Below are 22,806 nucleotides of genomic sequence, written 5' to 3' on the forward strand. Positions count from 1 at the left end.
GGGCGGGCGATGCCGCTTATTCGCCCAGGTAGGCCGCGCGCACCTTGGGGTCGTTCAGCAGGGCCTTGCCCTCGCCTTCCATCGTCACCTCGCCCGACTCCATCACGTAGCCGCGGTTGGCAAGCTGCAGCGCGCGGCTGGCGTTCTGCTCGACGAGCAGGATGGTCACGCCCTGCTGGTGGATGTCGTTCACGACCTCGAAGATCTTGTCCACCATGATGGGCGACAGGCCCATAGACGGTTCGTCCAGCAGCAGCACCTTGGGCCGGGCCATCAGCGCGCGGCCCATGGCCAGCATCTGCTGCTCGCCGCCGGACATGGTGCCGGCCAGCTGCTTGGCGCGCTCCTTCAGGCGCGGGAACAGGCCGAATACCTTGTCCATGTCCGCCTGGATCTCGCCATCCTTGCGGTTGTAGGCGCCCATCTGCAAGTTCTCGATGATGGTCATGCGCGTGAACGTGCCGCGGCCCTCGGGCACCATGACCAGGCCTTGCTTGGCCAGGTCCCAGGCGCCCTGGCCCTTGATGGGCTTGCCGAGGTATTCGATGCTGCCGGCGGCCGGCGGCTGCAGGCCGGTGATGGCCTTCAGCGTCGTCGTCTTGCCGGCGCCGTTGGCGCCGATCAGCGACACCAGCTCGCCCTCGTTCACCTCGAAACTGACGCCCTTGACGGCCTGGATGCCGCCGTAGGCGACCTTCAAGCCGCTGACCTTGAGAAGGGTTTGTGCCATGTTGTTCGTTCCCTTCAGTGGTTCTTGTGACCGGCGCCGAGGTAGGCCTCGATCACCTTCTCGTTACGCTGCACGTCGTAGGGCGTGCCCTCGGCGATCTGCTTGCCGTAGTCCAGCACCGTCACACGGTCGCAAAGACCCATGACCAGCTTCACGTCGTGCTCGATGAGCAGGATGGTGCGGCCGTCGTTGCGGATGCGGTCGATCAGCTCGCGCAGCACGACCTTCTCGGTGGCGTTCATGCCGGCGGCCGGCTCGTCCAGGGCGATCAGCTGCGGGTCGGTCGCCAGTGCGCGGGCGATCTCCAGGCGGCGCTGGTCGCCGTAGCTCAAGGTGCGGGCCTTGAACTCCGCGTACTTGCCGATGCCGACATAGTCCAGCAGCTCCTGGGCGCGCGACTTGATGGCGGCCTCCTCGGCCTTGAACTTGGGCGTGCGGAAGACCGCGCCGATCAGGCCGGAGTGGGTACGGACATGGCGGCCGACCATGACGTTCTCCAGCGCCGTCATGTCGGGGAACAGGCGGATGTTCTGGAAGGTGCGCGCGATGCCGGCCTTGGCCACCTGGTGCACGGCCTGCGGGGTGTAGGGCGTGCCGCCCAGCACGAAGCTGCCGCCATCCGGCGTGTACAGGCCGGTGATGACATTGAAGAAGGTCGTCTTGCCGGCGCCGTTGGGGCCAATCAAGCCATAGACCTGGCCGCGCTGGATCTGGATGCCCACGTCAGACAGGGCCTGCACCCCGCCGAAGCGCTTGGATGCGCCGTTGACGTTGAGAACGATGTTGTCATGTTGGCTCATGTCGTCCTCCTCACTTTGCGGCGGCCGGAGCCGCCTTGCCATGCTCGGGCGCCGGCCACAGGCCACGCGGGCGGGCCAGCATGATGCCGATCATGGCCAGGGCCACCAGCAGCTGGCGCAGGATGGATGCATCCAGGCGGCCGTCAGTCATCTGCTGCAGCGGGCCGGCGACATAACGCAGCACCTCGGGCAGGGCCGACAGCATCAGCGCGCCGAGGATGACGCCCGGGATGTGGCCGATGCCGCCGAGCACCACCATGGCGACGATCATGACCGACTCCTGCAGGCTGAAGGACTCGGGCGACACAAAGCCCTGGAAGCTCGCGAACATCGCACCCGACACGCCGCCAAAGGTGGCACCCATGCCAAAGGCCAGCAGCTTGAGGTTGCGGGTGTTGATGCCCATGGCCTTGGCGGCGATCTCGTCCTCGCGGATGGCCATCCACGCGCGGCCGATGCGCGACTGCTCCAGGCGGTAGCAGATCACCACGCCCGCCACGACCAGGGCCAGGAAGAGGTAGTAATACAGCGTCACCGACGGCAACGTGAAGCCGAAGACCTCCCAGGACTTGCCCAGGTCCACGCCGAAGATGCGGAAGGAGTCGATCTGACCGATGCCGCGCGGGCCGTTGGTCACGTTGATCGGGTGCTCCAGGTTGTTCAGGAAGACGCGGATGATTTCGCCGAAGCCCAGCGTGACGATGGCGAGGTAGTCGCCACGCAGCTTCAAAGTCGGCGCGCCCAGCATGACGCCGAAGAAGGCCGCCAGCGCCGCAGCGGCCGGAATGACGATCCACAAGGGCGAATGCAGGCCTGCGGGGAAGGCAGCCCGGATGGCCTCGAAGTTCTCGCTCAGGTGGGGGCTGGCCATCAGCGCGAACATGTAGGCGCCGACCGCGTAGAACGCCACGTAGCCGAGGTCCAGCAGGCCGGCATAGCCCACGACGATGTTCAGGCCCAGCGCCAGCAGCACGTAGAGCAGGGCCAGGTCGATGATGCGCACCGGGCCGTTGCCGAGCTGCTGCGCGAACAGCGGCACGACGAGCAGCCCCACGGCCGCGAGAAGGAAGGTGATGATTTTCTTGGTTTGCATGGTCTTGGCTCCTCAGGCGCGATCTGCAACGCGTTCGCCCAGCAGGCCCGACGGCCTCAGCGTCAGCACGAGGATGAGGGCGACGAAGGCGAAGATGTCGGCGTAGTGGCTGCCCAGCACGCCGCCGGTCAGGTCACCCAGGTAGCCTGCGCCGATGGCCTCGATGAGGCCCAGCAGCAAGCCACCGACCACCGCACCGGCGAGGTTGCCGATGCCGCCCAGCACGGCGGCGGTGAAGGCCTTCAGCCCGGGCATGAAGCCCATGGTGTGCTGCACCGTGCCGTAGTTGGCCGCCCACATCAGGCCGGCGACTGCGGCAAGCGCCGCGCCGATGACGAAGGTGGTCGAGATGATGAAGTCGGGCTTGACGCCCATCAGGCCAGCCACGCGCGGGTTCTCGGCGGTGGCGCGCATCGCCCGGCCCAGCCGCGTGAAGTTGACCAGGTACATCAGCGCGGCCAGGATGCAGACCGTCAGGCCGAGAATCAGGCACTGCGTAACGGTGATGACGGGGCCGCCCAGGTCGAACGGCGTCGTCGGCAGCAGCAGCGGGAAGGGCTTGGGGTTCGGCTTCCAGATGATCATGGCCAGCACCTGCAGCAGCAGCGACATGCCCATCGCCGTGATCAGCGGTGCCAGGCGTGGCGCATTGCGCAGCGGCCGGTAGGCGATCTTCTCGACCGCATAGTTCAGCATCGAGCAGATGATGATCGCGGCGGACAGCCCGATCAGCATCAGCATCCAGCCGGGAATGCCGGAATCCGCCAACAGCGTGACCAGCGTCCAGCTGACCATGGCGCCCACCATCAGGATCTCGCCATGCGCGAAATTGATGAGGTTGATGATGCCGTAGACCATCGTGTAGCCCAGCGCGACGAGGGCATACATGCTCCCCAGCACCAGGCCGTTGATGATCTGTTGAATCAGAGTCTCCATGAGGGCTCCAGTAGATTTTGTTGGGCGCAGCATGCGCCACGCGACCTGGGTCAAATCGCAACCCTCGTGCCAATCACGGCGTTTCAAGGGTATTCACCGACGGCTTGAAACTGCCAACCGTTCGATCCGGCCCACGGGGGCAGCAGCGGTCGGATTTCACGAGTGTGGAGCAGCCCAAGCTGGGCGGAAATCCGCACAAACCGCACGGCCGGCAGGCGGTTCTCCGCCAGCCCCTAAAAAACCCTCTCGGGCCGTGTCCAGGCCGGCCCGGCGTGGGCAAACTACACGCCCCTCTGCCATGGCCGTGCCCGACTCCTTCCGCCCCCGCGCGCTGCGCCTGCTCCGGCTGCTGAGCCGGCCAGGCTTCCATCTCTTCCTGACCGGCCTGTTGATGGTGCTCGGCTTCGTGCTTGCGCACCGACTGAGTGAACGCAGCGGCCGCGACCAGCTCTCGGCGCTCAGTACCGAGCGACTGGAGCTTTACGCGTCCAACCTGGCCGCCGAGCTGGGGCGGCATGCGTCGCTGCCCAGCCTGTTGGCCATCGCGCCGACGCTGCAAGCGCTGATGCAGGCCCCAGACGACGCACGGGCCCGCCGCGACGCGAGCCAGATGCTGGCGCGCGTCAATGTGCGCGCCGGCACCCACCAGATCTTCGTCGCCGCGCCCGGGGGCCAGGTCTTGTCCGCCAGCGAGGCGCTGGCGCCGCCGGCCCGCCTCAGCGAGGCATTGGCCCAGGGTCGCAGCCACTTCTTCGCCGCCGACCCCAACACCGGCAGCACCGACTTCTACCTGCTGCACCCTTTGCGCCAGACGGGCGCGGCCGCGGGCGTCATCGTCGTGCGCTTCAACCTCGCGCCGCTGGAGGCCACCTGGATCGACCTCGGCCTGCGTTCGCAGGGTGAGCGCATCCTCGTGGCCGACGACCAGGACGTCGTCATCATGAGTTCGGTGCAGGCCTGGAAGTACGCGGTGCTCGACCATGCCGACCCGTCGCGCCGCCAGGCCCTGCAGGCCAGCGCGCGCTATCCGCAGCCCATCGGCCCCGACCTGGACCTGCCCGCGTCGCTGGAAGTGCACCAGGGCCAGCAGGTCAAGCTGCCCCTGCCCGGTTCCTCGGGTGCCAAGCCCATGCTGGCCCAGCAACGCCAGATCGTGCCGCTGGGCCTGCGGCTTGTCGCGCTGTCGGACCTGACCGAGGTGCGTCAGCGGGCCCAACTCGCCGCCTGGGGTGGTGCCGCCTTCGGCGCCAGCATCGGGCTGCTCGCCCTGTATCTGTCGTCACGCCGGCGTGCGCTGCGGCAGCTGACGCAGGCCCAGGCCGACCTGCGCCAGACTCACGCACAACTGGAGCAGCTGGTGGACAGCCGCACGGCCGAGCTGCGCCAGACCAATGACGCGTTGAAGACCCAGATCGCCCAGCGCCTGCAGACCGAGGGCGAGCTGCTGCAGGCCAGCAAGCTGGCGGTGCTGGGCCAGATGTCCGCCGGCCTGTCGCACGAGGTCAACCAGCCGCTGACGGCACTGCGCGCCCTGGCGCGCAATTCCATCCGCCTGCTGGAAACCGGCCGCCAGGACGCGGTCGCCACCAATTTGCAGCTGATGGACGACATGGTCGAGCGCATGAGCCAGATCACGCGGCAGCTCAAAAGCTTCGCGCGCAAAGCGGACGAGCGCGTCGAAGGATCGGCCGCGCTGCTGGACTGCGTGCGCAATGCGCTGCTGCTGCTGGAGCACCGCAGCCGCGCGCTGGACGTCATGACGGTGATCGACGTGCCGGCCGGGCTGCGCGTGCGGGCCGAGGCGAACCGGCTGGAGCAGGTGCTGGTCAACCTGTTCGGCAACGCCATCGACGCGATGCAGAACGAACCCGAACGCCGATTGCGCGTGCTGGTCATCAGGCAGGAGGGCGGGCGCCGCGCGCTCGTGCGCGTGCAGGACAGCGGCGCCGGCGTCGGCGAGGCCGACCTGCAGCGGCTGTTCGAGCCCTTTTTTACTACCAAGCCGGCTGGCGAGGGCCTGGGACTCGGCCTGGTCATTTCAGCCAAGATCGTGCACGAGTTCGGCGGCACGCTGCGCGCCGAACGACTGGAGCACGGCATGAGTTTCGAGTTCGACCTGAGTGTCGACACCTGGGAGCACCAAGATGTTTGAGGGCTACAAGGTCGTGTTCGTCGAGGATGACCTGCCGGTGCGGGTCAGCCTCACGCAGACGCTGGAGCTGGAGGGCTTCAGCGTGCAGCCCTGCCGCACGGCCGAGGAGGCCCTGCCCCACATCCAGCCCGGCGCACCCATCGTCGTCATCACCGACGTGCGCCTGCCCGGCATGGACGGCCGCGCGCTGTTGGCCCATGTGCAGGCCACGGACGCCGGCATTCCCACCATCCTGATCACCGCTCATGGCGATGTGACCATGGCCGTTCAGTCGATGCGCGCCGGCGCCTACGATTTCATCGAGAAGCCGTTTGCGCCGGAGCGCCTGGTGGACGTGGCGCGGCGCGCGCTGGACCTGCGCACGCTGCGTCACTCGGCCGACGAGCTGCGCACCCAGCTGCAGCGCGCCAGCGGCATTGAGGCTGCGCTGCTGGGCCAGTCGCCGGCCATGCAGCAGTTGCGCCGCCAGGTGCTGAACCTGGCCGGCACGTCGGCCGACGTGCTCATCGTCGGCGAGACTGGCACCGGCAAGGAACTGGTGGCGCGCTGCCTGCACGACCAGAGCGCGCGGCGCGATCGCCACTTCGTCGCCATCAACTGCGGCGGTCTGCCCGAGGCGCTGTTCGAGAGCGAGCTGTTCGGCCACGAGGCCGGCTCGTTCACGTCGGCCGCCAAGCGCCGCATCGGCAAGATCGAGCACGCCAACGGCGGCACGCTGCTGCTCGACGAGATCGAGACCATGCCCATCGCGCTGCAGATCAAGCTGCTGCGCGTGCTGCAGGAGCGGCGCATCGAGCGGCTGGGGTCCAACGAGGAGCTGCCGATCAACGTGCGCTTCATCGCCGCCAGCAAGTCCGACCTGCGCGAGCAGGCTCAGCGCAACGAGTTCCGCAACGATCTCTACTACCGCCTCAACATCGCCACGCTGAAGTTGCCACCGCTGCGCGAGCGCCGCGAGGACATCCCACTGCTGTTCGAGCATTTCGTCGCCCAGGCCTGCACCCGCTACGAGCGCGCCGCACCCGAGCTGACGCCCGAGAAGCTGCGCGAGCTGATGGCCCACGACTGGCCCGGCAATGTGCGCGAGATCCGCAACGCCGCCGACCGCTTCGTGCTGGCGCTGGACGACCTCGACCCGCAGGCCGCCCTGCAGGCCCTGCCCTCGCTGAACCTGGCCCGGCAAATGGACCTGATCGAGAAGACGCTGATCGAGCAGGCACTGCGCCGCTGTGGCGGCAAGGTACCCGCGGCGATGGAGCTGCTGGGCACGCCGCGCAAGACGCTGTACGACAAGCTGAACCGGCACGGCATCGTGCTGGACAACTTCCGCTAGCGGTACCTCTCCGGGTCCGGCGAGTCGGTCGGGTTCGCGATGACGCGGCGAAAGGCCGCGCTCATCGGCAGCTTCAGGTTCAGGCCCTGAGTCGGCAAGGGCTGCTCGAACCAGCGGCGGTAGATCGCATGGATCTCGCCGCTGCGGTAGAGACCCGTCAGCACCTCGTCAACCAGCGACTTGAATTGCGGGTCGCCCTTGCGCAGGCCGATGGCATAGGGCTCGACGGTCAGCGCCTGGTCGGAGATGCGGTAGTCGTCCGCGCCAGGCCCCTGCTGGGCCAGCAGGCCGCGCAGCAGCACGTCATCCATCAGGAAGGCCGAGGCGCGGCCGCTGCGCAGCATCTGGAAGCCTTCGGGGTCGTCCAGGCCACCGAGAATGCGGATGCCCAGGCCCAGTTGCTGGTTGACCTTGGCCAGATGCTGGATGCTGGTCGTGCCGATGGTCGACGCCACGGTTTGGCCGCTCAGGTCAGTCAGCCCTTGCACACGCTCCCTGGAGCGCGTCATCAGCCGCGTCTCGGCAATGAAGATGGTCAACGAAAAAGCCTGGTGGCGCGCCCGCTCGGCCGTGTGCGTCGTGATGCCGCATTCAAGGTCCAGCGTGCCGTTGATGACCAGCGGCATGCGCGTGGCCGAGGCGACTTCCACGCGGCGCACTTCCAGGTCGGGCAGCTGCAGCTTGGTCCGCACGGCGGCGACGATGTGGTCGCAAAGTTCGACCGTGTAGCCGGTGGGGCGCAACTGGGCATCCAGATAGGAAAACGGCAGCGAGGCCGGCCGGTAGCCGATGACGATGACGCCGGTGTCGCGCACGCGGGTCAGCGTCGGGCCGTCGGCAGCTTGGGCTGCGGCCATGCACAGCGCAAGGAGTGCGCCGCTAAGTCGCTTCATCGTCCAGGCGGCGAAGCTCGGCCAGCTTGTCGCCGATGCGCTGCTCCAGGCCGCGCGGCACGGGCTCGTACCAGCGCTGGCCTTCCAGCCCGTCGGGCAGGTATTGCTCGCCGGCGGCGTAGCCACCCGGCTCGTCATGGGCGTAGCGGTAGGCCTTGCCGAAGCCCAGCTCCTTCATCAGCCGGGTCGGCGCGTTGCGGAGGTGCACGGGCACCGGGCGCGTCTGGTCCTGCTTGACGAAGGCCTTGACGGCGTTGAAGGCCTTGTAGACAGCGTTGGACTTGGGCGCCACGGCCAGGTAGACGACGGCCTCGGCCAACGCCAGCTCGCCCTCGGGCGAACCCAGGCGCTCGTAGGTGTCGGCCGCATCCAGCGTGATGCGCAGCGCGCGCGGGTCGGCCAGCCCGATGTCCTCGCTGGCCATGCGGATCAGCCGGCGTGCGATGTAGCGTGCGTCAACGCCGCCGTCGACCATGCGCACGAACCAGTACAACGATGCGTCGGGGTTGCTGCCGCGCACGGACTTGTGCAAAGCGCTGATGACGTCGTAGAACTGGTCGCCGCCCTTGTCATAACGGCGCAACTGCTCGCCCAGCGTGCGTTCCAGCAGGGCCTCGTCGATGGGCTGGCCGTTGGCGAGGGACGCGGCCGATTCGAGGGCGTTGAGCAGACGGCGCGCGTCACCGTCGGCGTAACCGATGAGGCGGTCGGCGGCCTCTTTCGTCGGCGGCGGAATGCCCAGCTCGGCTGCCCCCCGCTCGATCAGCTCCTGCAATTCGCCCGCGTCCAGGCTTTTCAGCACCTGAACCTGGGCTCGCGACAGCAGCGCCGAGTTGACCTCGAAGCTTGGGTTCTCCGTCGTGGCGCCGATGAACGTGAACAGGCCGGACTCGACATGCGGCAGGAAGGCATCCTGCTGCGCCTTGTTGAACCGGTGCACCTCGTCGACAAAGACCACTGTGCGGCGGCCTTGCTGTGCGGCGACCTGGGCGCGCTCGACGGCTTCCCGGATGTCCTTCACGCCGCCGAGCACCGCCGAGATGGCGATGAACTGCGCCTCGAAGGCGCCAGCCACCAGGCGGGCCAGCGTCGTCTTGCCGACGCCGGGCGGGCCCCACAGGATCATGCTCTGCAGCCGACCAGCCTCGAAGGCCGCGCGCAGCGGCATGCCGGGGCCGAGCAGGTGGCGCTGGCCGATGACCTCGTCCAGCGTCTTCGGCCGCAGCCGCTCGGCCAGCGGCGGCGCGGGCGGCTCGGCGTCGAAGAGAGACGCTGTGCTCACTGCTCGATGAGGTCCGCTCCGGCCGGCAGCTTGAACTGAAAGCGCTCGGCCGCCACGGGCACGTTGGCCTGCACGGCGCTGAAATCCAGCCGCGAGCGCTGGCCAAAGCCGTCGACGATCTCCATCGCCGCCAGTTCCTTGGTGCGGAAACCGAGCTTGAGCGACTGGATGGTCGAATCAGCCTGCTTGGGCGTCGCCTGGACCCAGTCGATGCCGCCCTCGCTGGGCTGCGCCTTCAACGCGAAGTCGCGCTCAATGTTGGTGCCGGCCAACAACGCGGCTGGCGTGGCGCCCAGCGCTTCGGCCAGCTTGCGTGAGCTGGCCTGGTTCAGGTCGGCGTCGTAGATCCAGACCTTGGTGCCGTCCGCGACGATGACCTGTTCAAACGGCTTGGCATAGGCGAAACGGAACTGATTGGGGCGCTGGAACTCGAAGCTGCCCGACGAGACCTTCTTGCGCTTGCCGTCCGGTGACGTGACGGTCTGCGTGAAGTTGGCCTTGCCGCTCTTCACGTCGCGACCGAACTCGCGCAGCGCGTCGACCGCGTCGGCATGGGCCGCACTCGCGATGAGCACAGCCAGTGAGCACAGGAGTTTTTTCATTCGTCTCAAATCATTCGTCGCGTTTGGGGATGATCAATTCACGGCTGCCGTTGGACGCCAGTGCACCGACAAGCCCTGAGTTCTCCATCTGCTCCAGCAGCCGCGCGGCGCGGTTGTAGCCTATGCGCAGATGGCGTTGCACCAGCGAGATCGACGCCTTTCGATGTTGTAGGACGATGGCCACGGCCTGGTCGTACATCGGGTCGGCTTCACCGGCGGCCTCGCCCGGTGCGGGCGCTTCGCCGTCGATGCCGTCGAGCACGCCGCCTTCGAGGATGCCTTCGATGTAGTTCGGTTCACCTTGGGACTTGATGTACTCCACAACGCGGTGGACCTCGTCGTCGCTGACAAAGGCACCGTGAACACGGATCGGCAAACCGGTGCCCGAGGGCATGTAGAGCATGTCGCCCATGCCCAGCAGCGCCTCGGCGCCCATCTGGTCAAGGATGGTGCGGCTGTCGATCTTGGAGCTGACCTGGAAGGACAGGCGCGTCGGGATGTTGGCCTTGATGAGGCCGGTGATGACGTCCACCGACGGCCGCTGCGTGGCCAGGATCAGATGGATGCCGGCGGCGCGTGCCTTCTGCGCCAGGCGGGCGATCAGCTCTTCGATCTTCTTGCCGACGACCATCATCAAATCGGCCAGCTCGTCGATGACGACGACGATGAAAGGCAGGCGCTCCAGCGGCTCGGGCTCGTCGTTGTTCAGCGCGAACGGGTTGGGAATGCTGATGCCGTTGGCCTTGGCGTCATCGATCTTCTTGTTGTAGCCGGCCAGGTTGCGCACGCCCATCTTGGACATGAGCTTGTAGCGCCGCTCCATCTCGCCGACACACCAGTTCAGCGCATTGCTGGCCTGCTTCATGTCGGTGACGACCGGCGCCAGCAGGTGCGGGATGCCCTCGTAGACGCTCATCTCCAGCATCTTGGGATCGATGAGGATGAGCCGCACGTCGCGCGCCTCGGCCTTGTAGAGCAGGCTGAGGATCATCGCGTTGATGCCCACCGACTTGCCCGAGCCGGTCGTGCCGGCCACGAGGCAGTGGGGCATCTTCGCCAGGTCCGCGACGATGGGCAGGCCGACGATGTCCTTGCCCAGCCCCATGGTCAGCTGGGATGACGCGTCAGCATAGACCTGGGAGCCGAGGATCTCGGACAGGCGGATGGTCTGGCGGCGCGCGTTGGGCAGCTCCAGCGCCATGTAGTTCTTGCCCGGGATGGTCTCGACGACGCGGATGGACACCAGGCTCAAGCTGCGCGCCAGGTCCTTGGCCAGACCGACGATCTGCGAGCCCTTCACGCCGGTGGCCGGCTCGATCTCGTAGCGCGTGATAACCGGGCCGGGCGAGGCGGCGACCACGTGCACCTCCACGCCGAAGTCGCGCAGCTTCTTCTCGATGAGGCGGCTGGTCATCTCCAGCGACTCGGGCGTGACCGTCTCCTGGCGGCCAGGCGCGGCGTCCAGCAGGTCGACCTGCGGCAGCTTGGCATCGCCGGCATCGATGAACAAGGTCTGCTGGCGCTCCTTGGCGACCCGCGTCGACTGCGGCACCTCGACGACCGGCGCCTCGATGACCAGCGGCGCATGTTCGGCCTCGACCTGTCGCTCGATCCGACGCTCGACCTCGACCTCCTGCTCGCGCTCCTTCACGGCCTGCTCGCCAAACCTCTGGTCGGCCTTGATCTCGCGCTTTTCCAGGTACTGCTCGCGGAAGTGCTCGATGCGCTCGCCGATGCGCTCAGCCAGGTGCCCCCAGGAAAAGCGGAACGCCCAGGACAGGCCGGTCAGCAGCAACACGATCCAGACGACGCCCGAACCAGCAAAGCCGAGGCCCTTCATGCCCAACGGGCCGAGCGTGTAACCGATGATGCCCCCCGCGTGGCCGGGCAGGCGCGGCTCGACGGCGTAGAGGCGGCTCCATTCCAGCGCGCAGCTCGCAGCAATCAGCAGCAGCACGCCGGCCCAGCAACGCAGCCGCCGGCTCCAGCGCCACGGCTCCAGCGCGTCATGCCGCAGCAAGCCGGCCAGGCCGCGCAACCAGGCTCGCAGGGCCAGCAACGGCAGCCACCAGGCCGAGAAGCCGAACACGTACAACAGGCCATCGGACACCCAGGCGCCGAACGAGCCGACCCGGTTGCCGACGAGGTCGCGCTGGCCGCTGAAGCTGAACGCGGCATCGCGCACATCGTGCGTGGCAAGGGCCAGCACCAGCAGCGCCAGCAGCATGGCCGTCAGCGCGAGCCAAAGTGGCGTGCGCAGCAGCCTTGAGGCCGCCGATGGCGGCGCTACGGCGGGCTTGGGCGCCTGGCGGCGCGTGGGTTTGGCAGGGCTGGCGGATTCGCTGGCGGCCCCGGCGGCATCCTGACCGCCCAGCAGTGAACCGAGGGGAAAACTCATCCCCGCATTGTCACTGTCAATCGTGGGTCAGGCGTTCCTTGATGACGACCGAACCGTTCTCAAGCGTTTCGATGACGCCGCGCTCTTCCAGATCCTTCATGACGCGGCTGACCATCTCGCGCGACGCGCCAACGACCTTGGCCATGTCCTGCCGCGAGACCTTGCCGCGGATCAGCTTGATGCCCTTCTCGTCCTCCGACATGTCCAGCAATGTGCGGGCGACGCGGCCGTAGACGTCGAGCAGCGCAAGCGATTCGATCTGACGGTCGGCGTTGCGCAGGCGCGCCACCAGGCCACGAAGGATGCCGTAGGAAAGGCTGCTGCTCTCAGGCAGGCAGCGCGCAAACTCCAGTCGGCCCAGCACCAGCATGTCGGTCTGCACCTCGGCACGCACGGTGGCCGAGTGAGGCTCGTTGTCGATCAGGCTCATCTCGCCCACATAGTCGCCCGACTGCAGCACGGCGAGGATGACTTCACGCCCGCGGTGGTCTGCCGTCAGCACGCGTGCGCGGCCGTTCAGCAGGATGAAGAGGGCGTTGGACTTGGTACCTTGTTCGACGATCAACTCACCGCGCTTGAAGCGGCGTTTGACGACGCTGTCGGCGATGGACTGAGCCTGGTCGGTGGTCAGCATCGAGAACAGCGGAACACGCCGGATCAGGTCCAGATTGGAAATCATCGCCATATGCACTCTCCAGGTTTGGGCCTCAGGCTAACGGCAGAAAAGCCGGTTGCCTAAAATGGCGTGCATTGTGCACACGTGGCAGGTATCTCTGCACCGGGTTAGGCCTGGGTTTTCACCCCTAGGACGCCCTTGCGAGACGCCCATGTCGCCCTCACCTCTTCGCTATGACTGCAATTACCCAACATCACGGCCTGCTCATCCTCGGCTCGGGCCCCGCCGGTTACACGGCCGCCATCTATGCCGCCCGTGCCAATCTCAAGCCGACGCTGATCACCGGCATGGCGCAAGGGGGTCAACTCATGACCACGACCGAGGTCGACAACTGGCCGGCCGACGTCATGGGCGTGCAGGGTCCCGAGTTGATGCAACGCTTCCAGCAACACGCCGAGCGCTTCCAGACGCAGATCGTTTTTGACCACATCAACGCGGTCGACTTCTCCAAGCGCCCGTTCACACTGACAGGCGACAGCGGCGCCTACACCTGCGATGCCCTGATCATCGCGACCGGCGCATCGGCGAAGTACCTCGGCCTGGAGTCCGAACAGGCCTTCATGGGCCGCGGGGTGAGTGGTTGCGCGACCTGCGACGGCTTCTTCTATCGCGGCCAGGAAGTCTGCGTGGTCGGCGGCGGCAATACGGCGGTCGAAGAAGCGCTCTACCTCTCCAACATCGCCAGCACCGTCCACCTCATTCACCGCCGCGACAAGTTCCGCGCCGAGCCCATCCTGGTGGACAAGCTGATGGAGAAGGCTGCCGCCGGCAAGATCAAGCTGCACCTGTTCCAGCAACTCGACGAGGTGCTGGGTGATGCCTCGGGCGTGACCGGCGTTCGCACGCTCAACGTGCACGACGGCAGCAAGGCCGAGATCACGGTGCATGGCTGCTTCATCGCGATCGGCCACCAGCCCAACACCGACATCTTCAGGGGTCAACTGGAGATGAAGGACGGCTACATCCTCACCAAGAGCGGGCTGAATGGCTTCGCGACGATGACCAGCGTCCCCGGTGTCTTTGCAGCCGGCGACGTGCAGGACCATGTCTACCGTCAAGCCATCACCAGCGCCGGCACGGGCTGCATGGCGGCCTTGGACGCCCAGCGCTTCCTAGACCAGGAAAACGGCTGATCTGCAGCCTCGGCGCCGTCCCGAGAAGAGCATCTGCGGGTTTGCCGCTATACTCGCGGGCTTGCCTGCCGGATGGATCGCGCTTTTCCCCGTCGAAATTTCGCCGGGGCGAGGTTTAGCAGGCATTTGCGGTCAAGGGGCTGTTCGCAAGAACGGCTGGTCAACGAAGTCAAACCGGAGAAGCGTCAATGGCACGCGTCTGTCAAGTCACGGGCAAGAAGCCCATGGTCGGGAACAATGTTTCCCACGCCAACAACAAAACCAAGCGTCGGTTCCTGCCGAATCTGCAATACCGCCGCTTCTTTGTGGAATCGGAAAACCGCTGGATTCGCCTGCGCATCAGCAATGCCGCTCTGCGTTTGATCGACAAGGTCGGCATCGACCAAGTCGTCGCCGATCTGCGCGCCAAGGGTGAGCTGTAAGGCGAGCCTGATCGACGTTCACTGACCTACTGAAGGAATACGACCATGGCATCCAAAGGCGGACGCGAAAAGATCAAGCTGGAGTCCACTGCGGGCACCGGCCACTTCTACACGACGAACAAGAACAAGAAAACCACGCCCGAAAAGCTCGAATTCATGAAGTTCGATCCGAAGGTGCGCAAGCATGTCCTGTACAAGGAAATCAAGCTGAAGTGATGTCGGTAGGCGCAAGCCGACCAGACAAGCACTCATGAAAAACCCGCCAAGCGGCAACGCTTGGCGGGTTTTGTCTTTTGGCGAGACTGAAACTTAGCGCACAGCAGCCATCTTGGGGCTGAACTCTTCCTTGAACCAGCGGTCGATCATCCGCTTTTCGGCGCGAAGCGTGTCGCTGTTCGAATAGCCGTAGAAGCCGTCCTGATAGTTCATGTCACGCAGCTTGACCTCGCCCTGCTGAACGATCTTGTCACCCTCGCGAACCTCGTAGTTGAAGACGATGGAGGGCAGCGTGATGTTGCGCATCACGCGCAACCACTCCATGCGACGACCGAAGGGCTCGACCTCACCGGCCAGGTCCACATCCGTCACGTTGATGCGCACATCGCGACCGGGCAGGCGCTTCGCGGCCTGCTCGACCAGATGGGCTTCGATGTCTTTCAGCAGCTCCAACTGCTTGAAGCCGTGGTTGTCCTTGATGTCCGAGAACTTCTCGGGTTGGACGAAATTCACCTGCACGTCGGCACGTGCGGTGGCCGCGATGGCCACCAAGCTCAAAGCGATCCAGCGGTATTTCATGGCATGCCTCCTAATTGAGCGTCTGCACGCTCCGAGTCTAGGCCAGACCAAGAAAAAAGGGCGCCAGAAAGGCGCCCTTTACACCGGAGAAACGCCGGTCAGACGTGCGCAGCGCGCAGGCGCATCGAGAAGGCCTGCAGTTCTGCAATCCCGCTTTCCTCGGCGCGGCGGCACCAAGCCTGCAGATCGGCAACCAGTTGGTCGGCCGATACATTGGTGCGGGTCCACAGCTGACGCAGCTCTTCGCGCATCGTCACCAGCTTGTCGATGACGGGGCTGGCGGCACGAACATGGGCAAGATCGCCGTGCACCTCAGCCGGGATGCGGTCTTCATCGCGGTGCAGCCAACGCTTGGCCAGCTTGAATTGCGTGAAACGCTCGCTGTGCCTGCCACCGTCGGCCTTTACCTTGGCCAATTCAGCGGCGCAAGCTGCCTTCAGACTGCGGGCGTAGCTGGCCATGACCTCGTAGCGGTTGGCGATCAGCGCTTCCAAGGTCCGTGCATCGGCGGCCGGCTTGATTTCGCCCAGGCTGAGCTTGGGGGCGGTCTTTCGGACCTTGGCCCAGCCAATCATTTCCATCGCGCGGATATAGCCCCAGCCGATGTCGAACTCAAACTTCTTGACCGAGAACTTTGCAGAGGTCGGGTAGGTGTGATGGTTGTTGTGCAGTTCCTCGCCGCCAATCAGGATGCCCCAGGGCACCACATTGGTCGACGCATCCGGGGCTTCGAAGTTGCGATAGCCCCAGTAGTGGCCGATACCGTTGATGACGCCGGTCGCCCAAACGGGAATCCACGCCATCTGGATGGCCCAGACCGTCGCGCCGATGGCGCCGAACATCAGCAGGTCCAGGATCAGCATCAGCGCCACGCCCTGCCAGGAGAAGCGGGTGTAGAGATTGCGCTCGATCCAGTCGTCCGGCGTGCCCAGGCCGTACTTGCGCATGGTCTCTTCATTGCGCGATTCCGCGCGATATAACTCGACGCCGGTCAGCAGGAGCGCCTTCAAGCCACGCGTCTGCGGGCTGTGCGGGTCTTCCTCGGTCTCGCACTTGGCGTGGTGCTTGCGGTGGATGGCGACAAACTCCTTGGTCACCATGCCGGTCGTCAGCCAAAGCCAAAAACGGAAGAAATGCGACGGGATGGGGCCGAGCTCCAGCGCGCGGTGCGATTGAGCACGGTGCAGGAAGATCGTCACCGCCGAGATGGTGATGTGCGTCACCACCAAGGTGAAGGCCAAGACCTGCCAGCCGCTGGCACCGATCAGGCCATCGCTCAGCCAGTTCACCAGCCCGTTCAGAATTTCGTTCATGCGTCCAAGACCTCACCCAACGTGGGTATGCGAAGGAATGGCAATTGTAGGGGAGCGCCCCCAGAAATCAGGGTCAGCGGGCACCGCAATCGAGCGTAGACGTGCGATGCGGCGCGCATCCTTGATGCGGATCAAGCCGACCGTTCCCACGCCACGGCGAAAAAGCCGTCCGTGGCATGCCGGTGCGGCCACAGGCGAAGAGCGCCGTTTTCCACAAGTTCGTCGGCGCGCTCGACCTGCGCCTTGGTCAGCGCCTCGTCCGCCGCCAGCGGTTTGAAGCCGGGATGGGCCGCGGCGAACTCGGCCGCGATCAACTCGTTCTCGGCGTCCAGCAGGCTGCAGGTTGCGTAAACGAGCCGGCCGCCCGGTTTGACCAGACGGGCGGCGCTGGCCAGGATGGCGCGCTGCTTGGCCTGCAGTTCAGTCACCGCCTGGGGCGACTGGCGCCATTTCAGGTCGGGGTTTCGGCGCAGCGTGCCCAGGCCGGAGCACGGCGCGTCCACCAGCACACGATCGATCTTGCCGGCCAGGCGCTTGATGCGGTCGTCGCGCTCGTGCGCGATCTGAGCCGGATAGACGTTGGACAGCCCGCTGCGCGCCAGGCGCGGCTTCATCGCCGTCAGCCGGTGGCCGGACGTGTCGAAGGCATAAAGCCGACCGGTGTTGCGCATGGCCGCGCCCAGGGCCAGCGTCTTGCCGCCGGCGCCGGCGCAGAAGTCCACCACCATCTCGCCGCGCTTGGGTGCCAGCAGCAGGGCCAGCAGCTGGCTGCCTTCGTCCTGCACCTCGACGCCACCGCTGGTGAACAGCTCCAGCTTGTGCAGCGCCGGTTTGCCATCAATGCGCAGGCCCAGCGGTGAATACGGCGTGGGCACCGCCTCGATGCCGGCAGCCTTGAATTGCTCCTGGGCCTCCTCGCGCTTGAGCTTGAGCGCATTGACTCGCAGGTCCAGCGGCGCCGCCTCGTTCAGCGCGGTGGCGAGCTTCCAGAACTCCTCTTCGCCCAGGCGCGCCAGCAGCGGCTCAGCCAGCCATTCGGGCATGTTGTGGCGCATCTTGGACGCCAGGCTCATCGGGTCGATGGCCTGGACCTGGTCCAGCCAGTGCTGCTCCTGCGGGCTGAGGGCGCCGCGCAAGAAGGCCGCATTGCCGCGCCAGGCCAACATGGCCAGGCGGCGATGCATGGAGCCGCTGCCGCTCTGGGCCAGGTTCTGGAACTTGATCCGCTCGCGCAGCAGCGCGTAGACGGTCTCGGCGAGGGCGGCGCGCTCGCGCTGACCGAGGTTTTTGTGTTGTCGAAAAAAGGCGGAGACGGTGGAGTCGGCCGGGGCGTCGAGCTGGTTGACGTCGGCGATCAGCTCGGCGCACAGCTCCAGGAGGGCATTCGGATGCATCCCGGCATTATCCCGACGCGCCGTTCACGTCAGCAGCAGTTGCTGGGCTGCGCCGTCGCGGTGCGCGACGCGCTCGCCGTCCCACACCAACGCATCGTCGACAAACCAGCGCACCGATTGCGGATAGATGCGGTGTTCGACGGTCAGCACCCGGGCGGACAGCACCTTGGCGTCGTCGCCCGGCCCCACCGGCACCACGCCCTGCATGACGATGGCGCCGTGGTCCAGCTCAGCGGTGACGAAGTGCACCGTCGCGCCCGCAATCTTGCAACCCATCTCCAGCGCGCGCTCATGCGTGTGCAGCCCTGTAAAGGACGGCAACAGCGACGGATGGATATTGAGCATGCGGCGCGCATAGCGGGCGGTGAAACCGGGCGTCAGGATGCGCATGAAGCCGGCCAGGATGACCAGATCAGGTGCAAAGCCATCAATGACGCGGGCCAGCTCGGCATCGAAATCATCTCGGCTGGCGTAGGCCTTGTGGTCGACAACCGCGGTGGCAATGCCGTGCGCGGCGGCGAACTGCAGGCCGCCCGCATCGGGCCGGTTGCTGATGACGGCGGCCACCTCCGCGGGCCAGCCTTCGGCCGCACAGGCCTTGACGATGGCCTCCATGTTGGAGCCTCGCCCCGAAATCAGAATCACCAGTCGCTTCATCACCGGGCAGTGTAGGGGCGTCGCCCACGCATGAGCGGCAGGCGACAATCCGCGCCCCATGTCGAACCCAGCTCAGAACCTCCAGCCAAGCCGCCCGCGCGTCCTCTCCGGCATGCGCCCGACCGGCGCCCTGCATCTCGGCCACTACCACGGCGCCATCAAGAACTGGGTGCGGCTGCAGGACAGCCACGACTGCTTCTTCTTCGTCGCCGACTGGCATGCGCTGACCACGCAGCGCCCGAGCGGCGAGGCTCTGACGCGCCATGTCTACGAGATGGTGACCGACTGGCTGGTCGCCGGCATCGACCCTGAGCGCTGCACCCTCTTCCTGCAAAGCCGCATGCCCGAGCACGCCGAGCTGTTCACGCTGCTGGCCGTGTGCACGCCGTCCTCGTGGCTGGCGCGCATGCCCAGCTACAAGGACCAGGTCGCCGCCGACCCAGAGCTGGCCACCTATGGCTTCCTGGGCTATCCGCTGCTGCAGGCGGCGGATATCCTGCTCTACAAGCCGGCCGGTGTGCCGGTGGGCGAGGACCAGTCCGCGCACGTCGAGGTGACCCGCGAAGTCGCGCGCCGCTTCAACCGGCTCTATGCGGAGACCGCGCCCGTCTTCGTCGAGCCCCAGGCGCTGCTGACCGAGACCGCGCGGGTGCCGGGCCTGGACGGCCAGAAGATGAGCAAGAGCCTGGACAACGCCATCGCGATGCGCGAGGCGCCCGAGGTCGTTGAAGCCAAGGTCCGCACCATGCCGACCGATCCACAGCGCGTGCGCCGCAACGACCCGGGCGAGCCGGCGCGTTGCCCCGTCTGGCCGCTACACCAGATCTATAGCGATGAGGCGACACGCGCTGCCTGCGAGACCGGTTGCCGCACGGCGGGCATCGGCTGCCTGGACTGCAAGCAGCCGCTCATCGAAGCCATCCAGCGCGAGCAGGCGCCCTGGCGCGAGCGCGCCGCGGCGCTGGACCCGCAGCAGGTGCAGTGGACGCTGGAAGTCGGTACCGAGCGCGCCCGTGCGGTGGCGCGCAAGACCCTGCGCGAGGTGCGCGCGGTGATGGGGCTGGTGGCTTGAGTTCTGCCTCCATTCACGTCACCGACCTCGAAGCGGCCATCAACTGGTGGCGCGAGCGCGCGCCGTCGCCCGACGGCATCAGCGCTGCACCCGAGGTGCGCGCGCTGGCCGAAGCCTATGCCGTGCTGGCCCTGAGCCGCGCCGCCGAAGTTGAGGCCGCCGCCCTCAAGCCCAAGGCGCTGGACGCCTGGATGACCTGGTACGCGACCACGCCCGATTCGCCCTGCATCGCCATTTGCTCCACCGCCCAGGGTGACGCCATCTGCAAAGGCTGCGGCCGCAGCTTCGACGAGGTACAGCACTGGCCCGCGCTCGACCCCTTCGAGAAGCGCGTCGTCTGGCATCGCATCGTTCAGGAAGGCACCGCCTGGCGCTTCAATCGCTACGCGGAACGGGTCACGCGATGACCAGGATCAGGTTCACCGACAGCGTCCGCCGCCTCGTCCCGCTGGCCTGGCCCGTTCTGGTCGGGCAGATCGCCGTGATGATGTTCAGCACCATCGACACGCTGATGATGGGACGCGTTGGCCCCGAGGACCTGGCTGCGCTGGCGGTCGGCTCGGCGGCCTATGTGACGATCTTTGTCGGCCTGATGGGCGTGGTGCTAGCCATCGGCCCCATCGCAGGGCGGCAATTTGGCGCCGATGACCTGCCCAACGCCGGCGAAAGCTTCGTCCAGGCGCAGTGGCTGGCCGTGCTGCTGTGCGTGCCGGGCTGCCTGATGCTGTGGTTCCCCGATCCCTTCGTGTGGCTCGCCCAGCTAGACCCGACACAGGCCGCCAAGGTGCAGGCCTATACCCGGCCCGAGGCCTTCGCGCTCCCGGCGGCGTTGCTGTTCACAGCCTTCCGCGGCTTCTCGACGGCGGTGAGCCGGCCCAAGGCCGTCATGGCGATGCAGCTGACGGGCCTGGCGGCCAAGGTACCGCTGAATGCCGTGCTCGTCTTCGGCTGGGGACCGATTCCTGCGATGGGGGTGGCCGGCTGCGGCTGGGCCACAGCCATCGCGATGATCGGCCAGGCCCTGGTTGCCATGATGCTGCTGCGCCGCGACGCCTTCTACCTGCCTTTCCAGATCCAGCACTTGTGGCAGACCCGGCCGGACTGGGCGCAGCTGGCAGGCCTGGTGCGGCTCGGGCTGCCGATGGGCGGCTCCATCCTCGTGGAGGTGACGGGCTTCACCTTCATGGCCTTCTTCATCGCCCGGCTCGGGGCCACGCCGGTGGCCGGTCACCAGATCGCCGTCAACCTCGTCGCGATGATGTTCATGATCTCCCTCGCGCTGGCCATGGCTGCCCTCACGCTGGTGGCCCAGCACCTGGGCGCCGGCCAGAAGCGAGAGGCGCGCATCGTCGGTCGGCATGCGATGGTGCTGGGCGCCCTGGTCGCCGCGACCGTGGGCGCCGTCGTCGCGCTGGCGCGCGAGCCCATCGTGGCGCTGTACACGTCCAACCCCGAAGCCGCCGCTGCGGCGCTGCCGCTGCTGGTGTGGGTGTGGTTCTTCCACCTCGGCGATGCGCTGCAGACGGTGGCGGCGCATGTGCTGCGCGCCTACCAGATCGCCACATTGCCCATGGTCATCTACGTCATCGCGCTGTGGGGCTTTGGACTGGGCGGTGGCTACTTCCTCGCATTCGGCGCGAACGGCAACGGCGCGCTGGGCTTCTGGCAGTCAGCAACGGCCGGGCTGATCGCGGCGGCGGTGCTGCTGAGCCTGCTGCTGAAGCGCGTTTTTGACGAGAACCGCTAGGCCTTCGCCGCCGGCAGGAAGAGCACGAAGCGGCTTCCGCCACCATCGCGCGCCAGGCAACGCACGCTGCCGCCGTGGCGTTCGGCGATTTGCTTGACCAGGCTCAGCCCCAGCCCGACACCGCCAGCCATCTCGGCATGGCCGGGCAGGCGGTAGAAGGGCTCGAAGATGCGCTCGCGCTGGTCGTCAGGCACGCCCGGGCCGCGGTCGGCAACGACGAGTTCATAGCCGCCGGCCACCGGCCGGAGCGTCAGCTCCACATCCGGCCCGCCGTAGCGGCGTGCGTTGTCGAGCAGGTTGCGCAGTGCGCGACGCAGCAGGCGCTCCTCGCCGTCAACGCGGGCGGAGTCGGTCGCCGGCTCGAAAGCCGTCTCGGCGCGTGCGGCCTCTTCGGCGCCAAGTGCCAGCAACTCCACCACCTGGGTCTCACCGACGGCGCTGCCCGCTTCCAAGCGGCTGGCCAGGAGCACTTCCTCGACGAGGGCATCCAACTCGGCGATGTTGACGTCGATCTCGCGCCCCAGGCGCTCTCGCTGGGCCGGCGCCGCGCCGTCCAGCATCGCAAAGGCCATCTTCAGCCGTGCCAACGGCGAGCGCAGTTCATGACTCGCATTGGCCAGCAGGGTCTGGTGGGAGCGCAACAGCGTCTGGATGCGATCCGCGGCCTGGTTGAAGCTGGTCGCCAGCGCCGCCACCTCGTCGCGGCCGCTGTCATCCACGCGGTGGGCGAGCTGGCCGGCGCCGAACTGCTCCACACCGCGCTTGAGCGCCTCCAGCCGGCGCGTCAGCCGGCGCACGACCGGGTAGGCGCCCACGGCCACGCCGATGAATAGAAGCAGCAGCACAACCGCCAGCGTCGACACGGCTGGCGCGCCGGGCGACACGGGGCGGTGCAGCCAGGGGCTGGTCCAGGGGCCTTCGTCCGTCCTGGGCGGGCCGGCTGCCGGACCGCCCGGCCCCGAGGCGCCACCCGGCGCGCTGGGCGGGCGCATGGTGCGCACCATCTCCAGGCTGCGTCCGTCGCCCAGCTCGGCGCTGACGATGATGGCCGCAGGATCGCTGGCGCGGCGCTGGAACATGCGCGTCGTCGCAATGCGCTTGCCGTTGGCATCCTCCAGCGCCAGCGGCATGCGCAGGCGCTGGCCCCAGTCGACGAAGACGGCCGCCTGGTCCTCGCGCGGGGCCGTGACTGGCGGCAACGCCAGCTTGAGCAGCCCGGCCATCGCATTCAGCCGCTCGCCGGCCGCGATCTCGACGTTGCCGCGCTCCTGCTCGATGTGGCGCTGGAACAGCCAGGCCGAGCCGAAGCCGAACGCCAGCAGCAACGCGACCAGCGTCAGGTAGATGCGGACGTAGAGCGACTTCAATTCAGGCGCTT

At 66.8% G+C, this 22,806-nt stretch carries 22 protein-coding genes; 8 read left to right on the top strand and 14 right to left on the bottom strand.

From position 1 onward, the window contains the following. Positions 1–16 precede the first annotated feature (16 nt). The 4 genes from ASC81_RS25890 to ASC81_RS25905 are packed head-to-tail and all read right to left on the bottom strand — an operon-like array spanning position 17 to position 3,559. Positions 17–730 (bottom strand): ABC transporter ATP-binding protein, encoded by a 714-nt coding sequence (locus ASC81_RS25890; RefSeq protein WP_056274237.1) that lies wholly within the window; start codon positions 728–730, stop codon positions 17–19. Between the two features lie 14 nt (positions 731–744). After that, positions 745–1,530, bottom strand: coding sequence for an ABC transporter ATP-binding protein (locus ASC81_RS25895; protein ID WP_056274240.1), 786 nt, complete (start codon positions 1,528–1,530; stop codon positions 745–747). A 10-nt stretch (positions 1,531–1,540) separates the two neighbouring features. Continuing rightward, complete coding sequence (locus tag ASC81_RS25900; RefSeq protein ID WP_056274242.1) at positions 1,541–2,623, bottom strand: branched-chain amino acid ABC transporter permease; 1,083 nt, start codon at positions 2,621–2,623, stop codon at positions 1,541–1,543. Between the two features lie 12 nt (positions 2,624–2,635). Then, complete coding sequence (locus ASC81_RS25905; RefSeq protein WP_056274245.1) at positions 2,636–3,559, bottom strand: branched-chain amino acid ABC transporter permease; 924 nt, start codon at positions 3,557–3,559, stop codon at positions 2,636–2,638. Positions 3,560–3,857: 298 nt separating this feature from the next. Between ASC81_RS25905 and ASC81_RS25910 the strand changes: the two genes are divergently transcribed. Together ASC81_RS25910 and ASC81_RS25915 are read left to right on the top strand one after the other, a co-directional pair. Further along, entirely contained in the window at positions 3,858–5,711 is a 1,854-nt protein-coding gene (locus ASC81_RS25910; RefSeq protein ID WP_056274248.1) for an ATP-binding protein, read from the top strand. Further along, positions 5,704–7,044: a sigma-54 dependent transcriptional regulator gene (locus ASC81_RS25915; protein ID WP_056274250.1), complete on the top strand. Its 1,341-nt coding sequence runs from the start codon at positions 5,704–5,706 to the stop codon at positions 7,042–7,044. The genes ASC81_RS25910 and ASC81_RS25915 overlap by 8 nt, the downstream gene beginning before the upstream one ends. Here the strand turns inward: ASC81_RS25915 and ASC81_RS25920 are convergent. Genes ASC81_RS25920 through ASC81_RS25940 form a run of 5 tightly spaced genes read right to left on the bottom strand, consistent with a single transcriptional unit; the run spans position 7,041 to position 12,904 of the window. Then, positions 7,041–7,901: an amino acid ABC transporter substrate-binding protein gene (locus tag ASC81_RS25920; RefSeq protein ID WP_056274254.1), complete on the bottom strand. Its 861-nt coding sequence runs from the start codon at positions 7,899–7,901 to the stop codon at positions 7,041–7,043. The two genes, ASC81_RS25915 and ASC81_RS25920, sit on opposite strands and share 4 nt — an antisense overlap. A gap of 22 nt (positions 7,902–7,923) precedes the next feature. Further along, positions 7,924–9,219 carry a replication-associated recombination protein A gene (locus ASC81_RS25925; RefSeq protein ID WP_056274258.1) on the bottom strand — a complete coding sequence of 432 codons (1,296 nt, stop codon included), beginning with the start codon at positions 9,217–9,219 and terminating at the stop codon, positions 7,924–7,926. After that, positions 9,216–9,821: an outer membrane lipoprotein chaperone LolA gene (lolA, locus tag ASC81_RS25930; RefSeq protein ID WP_056274261.1), complete on the bottom strand. Its 606-nt coding sequence runs from the start codon at positions 9,819–9,821 to the stop codon at positions 9,216–9,218. Before lolA ends, ASC81_RS25925 begins: the two co-directional genes overlap by 4 nt. A 10-nt stretch (positions 9,822–9,831) precedes the next feature. Continuing rightward, positions 9,832–12,219, bottom strand: coding sequence for a DNA translocase FtsK (locus ASC81_RS25935; protein ID WP_056274263.1), 2,388 nt, complete (start codon positions 12,217–12,219; stop codon positions 9,832–9,834). Positions 12,220–12,235: 16 nt separating this feature from the next. Then, positions 12,236–12,904 (bottom strand): Crp/Fnr family transcriptional regulator, encoded by a 669-nt coding sequence (locus ASC81_RS25940; protein WP_056196243.1) that lies wholly within the window; start codon positions 12,902–12,904, stop codon positions 12,236–12,238. A 164-nt stretch (positions 12,905–13,068) separates the two neighbouring features. On the opposite strand from ASC81_RS25940, the gene trxB reads away from it, so the two are divergent. The 3 genes from trxB to rpmG all read left to right on the top strand — a co-directional run bounded on the left by trxB (position 13,069) and on the right by rpmG (position 14,666). Next, on the top strand, positions 13,069–14,028 hold the full coding sequence (gene trxB, locus ASC81_RS25945) for a thioredoxin-disulfide reductase (protein WP_056274266.1): 960 nt from the start codon (positions 13,069–13,071) through the stop codon (positions 14,026–14,028). Positions 14,029–14,216: 188 nt separating this feature from the next. After that, positions 14,217–14,450: a 50S ribosomal protein L28 gene (gene rpmB, locus ASC81_RS25950; RefSeq protein ID WP_056274269.1), complete on the top strand. Its 234-nt coding sequence runs from the start codon at positions 14,217–14,219 to the stop codon at positions 14,448–14,450. A gap of 45 nt (positions 14,451–14,495) precedes the next feature. Beyond that, positions 14,496–14,666 (top strand): 50S ribosomal protein L33, encoded by a 171-nt coding sequence (gene rpmG / locus ASC81_RS25955; RefSeq protein WP_056274272.1) that lies wholly within the window; start codon positions 14,496–14,498, stop codon positions 14,664–14,666. A gap of 93 nt (positions 14,667–14,759) precedes the next feature. Here rpmG and ASC81_RS25960 read toward each other — a convergent pair whose 3' ends face one another. The 4 genes from ASC81_RS25960 to purN all read right to left on the bottom strand — a co-directional run bounded on the left by ASC81_RS25960 (position 14,760) and on the right by purN (position 18,609). Then, entirely contained in the window at positions 14,760–15,245 is a 486-nt protein-coding gene (locus ASC81_RS25960; RefSeq protein WP_056274274.1) for a DUF3016 domain-containing protein, read from the bottom strand. A 98-nt stretch (positions 15,246–15,343) separates the two neighbouring features. Next, the gene (locus ASC81_RS25965) at positions 15,344–16,558 is read right to left on the bottom strand and encodes an acyl-CoA desaturase (RefSeq protein ID WP_056274278.1); all 1,215 of its coding nucleotides are present in this window, start codon (positions 16,556–16,558) and stop codon (positions 15,344–15,346) included. Between the two features lie 131 nt (positions 16,559–16,689). Then, positions 16,690–17,952 carry an RsmB/NOP family class I SAM-dependent RNA methyltransferase gene (locus ASC81_RS25970; RefSeq protein WP_056274281.1) on the bottom strand — a complete coding sequence of 421 codons (1,263 nt, stop codon included), beginning with the start codon at positions 17,950–17,952 and terminating at the stop codon, positions 16,690–16,692. Positions 17,953–17,976: 24 nt separating this feature from the next. Next, entirely contained in the window at positions 17,977–18,609 is a 633-nt protein-coding gene (purN, locus tag ASC81_RS25975) for a phosphoribosylglycinamide formyltransferase (protein ID WP_056274284.1), read from the bottom strand. A gap of 58 nt (positions 18,610–18,667) precedes the next feature. On the opposite strand from purN, the gene trpS reads away from it, so the two are divergent. From trpS to ASC81_RS25990, 3 genes are read left to right on the top strand one after another with little or no spacing between them, the layout of a single operon-like run. Next, positions 18,668–19,681, top strand: coding sequence for a tryptophan--tRNA ligase (gene trpS, locus ASC81_RS25980; protein WP_056274286.1), 1,014 nt, complete (start codon positions 18,668–18,670; stop codon positions 19,679–19,681). Then, a complete protein-coding gene (locus ASC81_RS25985; protein ID WP_056274288.1) occupies positions 19,678–20,088 on the top strand; it encodes a DUF3717 domain-containing protein in 411 nt (136 codons plus the stop codon). Before trpS ends, ASC81_RS25985 begins: the two co-directional genes overlap by 4 nt. Then, on the top strand, positions 20,085–21,428 hold the full coding sequence (locus tag ASC81_RS25990; protein ID WP_056274291.1) for an MATE family efflux transporter: 1,344 nt from the start codon (positions 20,085–20,087) through the stop codon (positions 21,426–21,428). Before ASC81_RS25985 ends, ASC81_RS25990 begins: the two co-directional genes overlap by 4 nt. Here the strand turns inward: ASC81_RS25990 and ASC81_RS25995 are convergent. Then, positions 21,425–22,795 (bottom strand): ATP-binding protein, encoded by a 1,371-nt coding sequence (locus ASC81_RS25995; RefSeq protein ID WP_056274293.1) that lies wholly within the window; start codon positions 22,793–22,795, stop codon positions 21,425–21,427. The two genes, ASC81_RS25990 and ASC81_RS25995, sit on opposite strands and share 4 nt — an antisense overlap. Between the last annotated feature and the right edge of the window lie 11 nt (positions 22,796–22,806).

The sequence above is a fragment of the Pelomonas sp. Root405 genome (assembly GCF_001425165.1).
In the GTDB taxonomy this organism is placed as follows: domain Bacteria; phylum Pseudomonadota; class Gammaproteobacteria; order Burkholderiales; family Burkholderiaceae_C; genus Pelomonas.

Bases quoted from the DNA above. Each gene is read 5' to 3' on its own strand.
- trxB (WP_056274266.1), top strand. From the start codon at position 13,069: ATGACTGCAATTACCCAACATCACGGCCTGCTCATCCTCGGCTCGGGC.
- ASC81_RS25940 (WP_056196243.1), bottom strand. From the start codon at position 12,904: ATGGCGATGATTTCCAATCTGGACCTGATCCGGCGTGTTCCGCTGTTC.
- ASC81_RS25920 (WP_056274254.1), bottom strand. From the start codon at position 7,901: ATGGCCGCAGCCCAAGCTGCCGACGGCCCGACGCTGACCCGCGTGCGC.
- ASC81_RS25965 (WP_056274278.1), bottom strand. From the start codon at position 16,558: ATGAACGAAATTCTGAACGGGCTGGTGAACTGGCTGAGCGATGGCCTG.
- lolA (WP_056274261.1), bottom strand. From the start codon at position 9,821: ATGAAAAAACTCCTGTGCTCACTGGCTGTGCTCATCGCGAGTGCGGCC.
- trpS (WP_056274286.1), top strand. From the start codon at position 18,668: ATGTCGAACCCAGCTCAGAACCTCCAGCCAAGCCGCCCGCGCGTCCTC.
- rpmB (WP_056274269.1), top strand. From the start codon at position 14,217: ATGGCACGCGTCTGTCAAGTCACGGGCAAGAAGCCCATGGTCGGGAAC.
- ASC81_RS25905 (WP_056274245.1), bottom strand. From the start codon at position 3,559: ATGGAGACTCTGATTCAACAGATCATCAACGGCCTGGTGCTGGGGAGC.
- ASC81_RS25960 (WP_056274274.1), bottom strand. From the start codon at position 15,245: ATGAAATACCGCTGGATCGCTTTGAGCTTGGTGGCCATCGCGGCCACC.
- ASC81_RS25915 (WP_056274250.1), top strand. From the start codon at position 5,704: ATGTTTGAGGGCTACAAGGTCGTGTTCGTCGAGGATGACCTGCCGGTG.
- ASC81_RS25900 (WP_056274242.1), bottom strand. From the start codon at position 2,623: ATGCAAACCAAGAAAATCATCACCTTCCTTCTCGCGGCCGTGGGGCTG.
- purN (WP_056274284.1), bottom strand. From the start codon at position 18,609: ATGAAGCGACTGGTGATTCTGATTTCGGGGCGAGGCTCCAACATGGAG.
- ASC81_RS25895 (WP_056274240.1), bottom strand. From the start codon at position 1,530: ATGAGCCAACATGACAACATCGTTCTCAACGTCAACGGCGCATCCAAG.
- ASC81_RS25890 (WP_056274237.1), bottom strand. From the start codon at position 730: ATGGCACAAACCCTTCTCAAGGTCAGCGGCTTGAAGGTCGCCTACGGC.
- ASC81_RS25935 (WP_056274263.1), bottom strand. From the start codon at position 12,219: ATGAGTTTTCCCCTCGGTTCACTGCTGGGCGGTCAGGATGCCGCCGGG.
- ASC81_RS25910 (WP_056274248.1), top strand. From the start codon at position 3,858: ATGGCCGTGCCCGACTCCTTCCGCCCCCGCGCGCTGCGCCTGCTCCGG.
- ASC81_RS25990 (WP_056274291.1), top strand. From the start codon at position 20,085: ATGACCAGGATCAGGTTCACCGACAGCGTCCGCCGCCTCGTCCCGCTG.
- rpmG (WP_056274272.1), top strand. From the start codon at position 14,496: ATGGCATCCAAAGGCGGACGCGAAAAGATCAAGCTGGAGTCCACTGCG.
- ASC81_RS25970 (WP_056274281.1), bottom strand. From the start codon at position 17,952: ATGCATCCGAATGCCCTCCTGGAGCTGTGCGCCGAGCTGATCGCCGAC.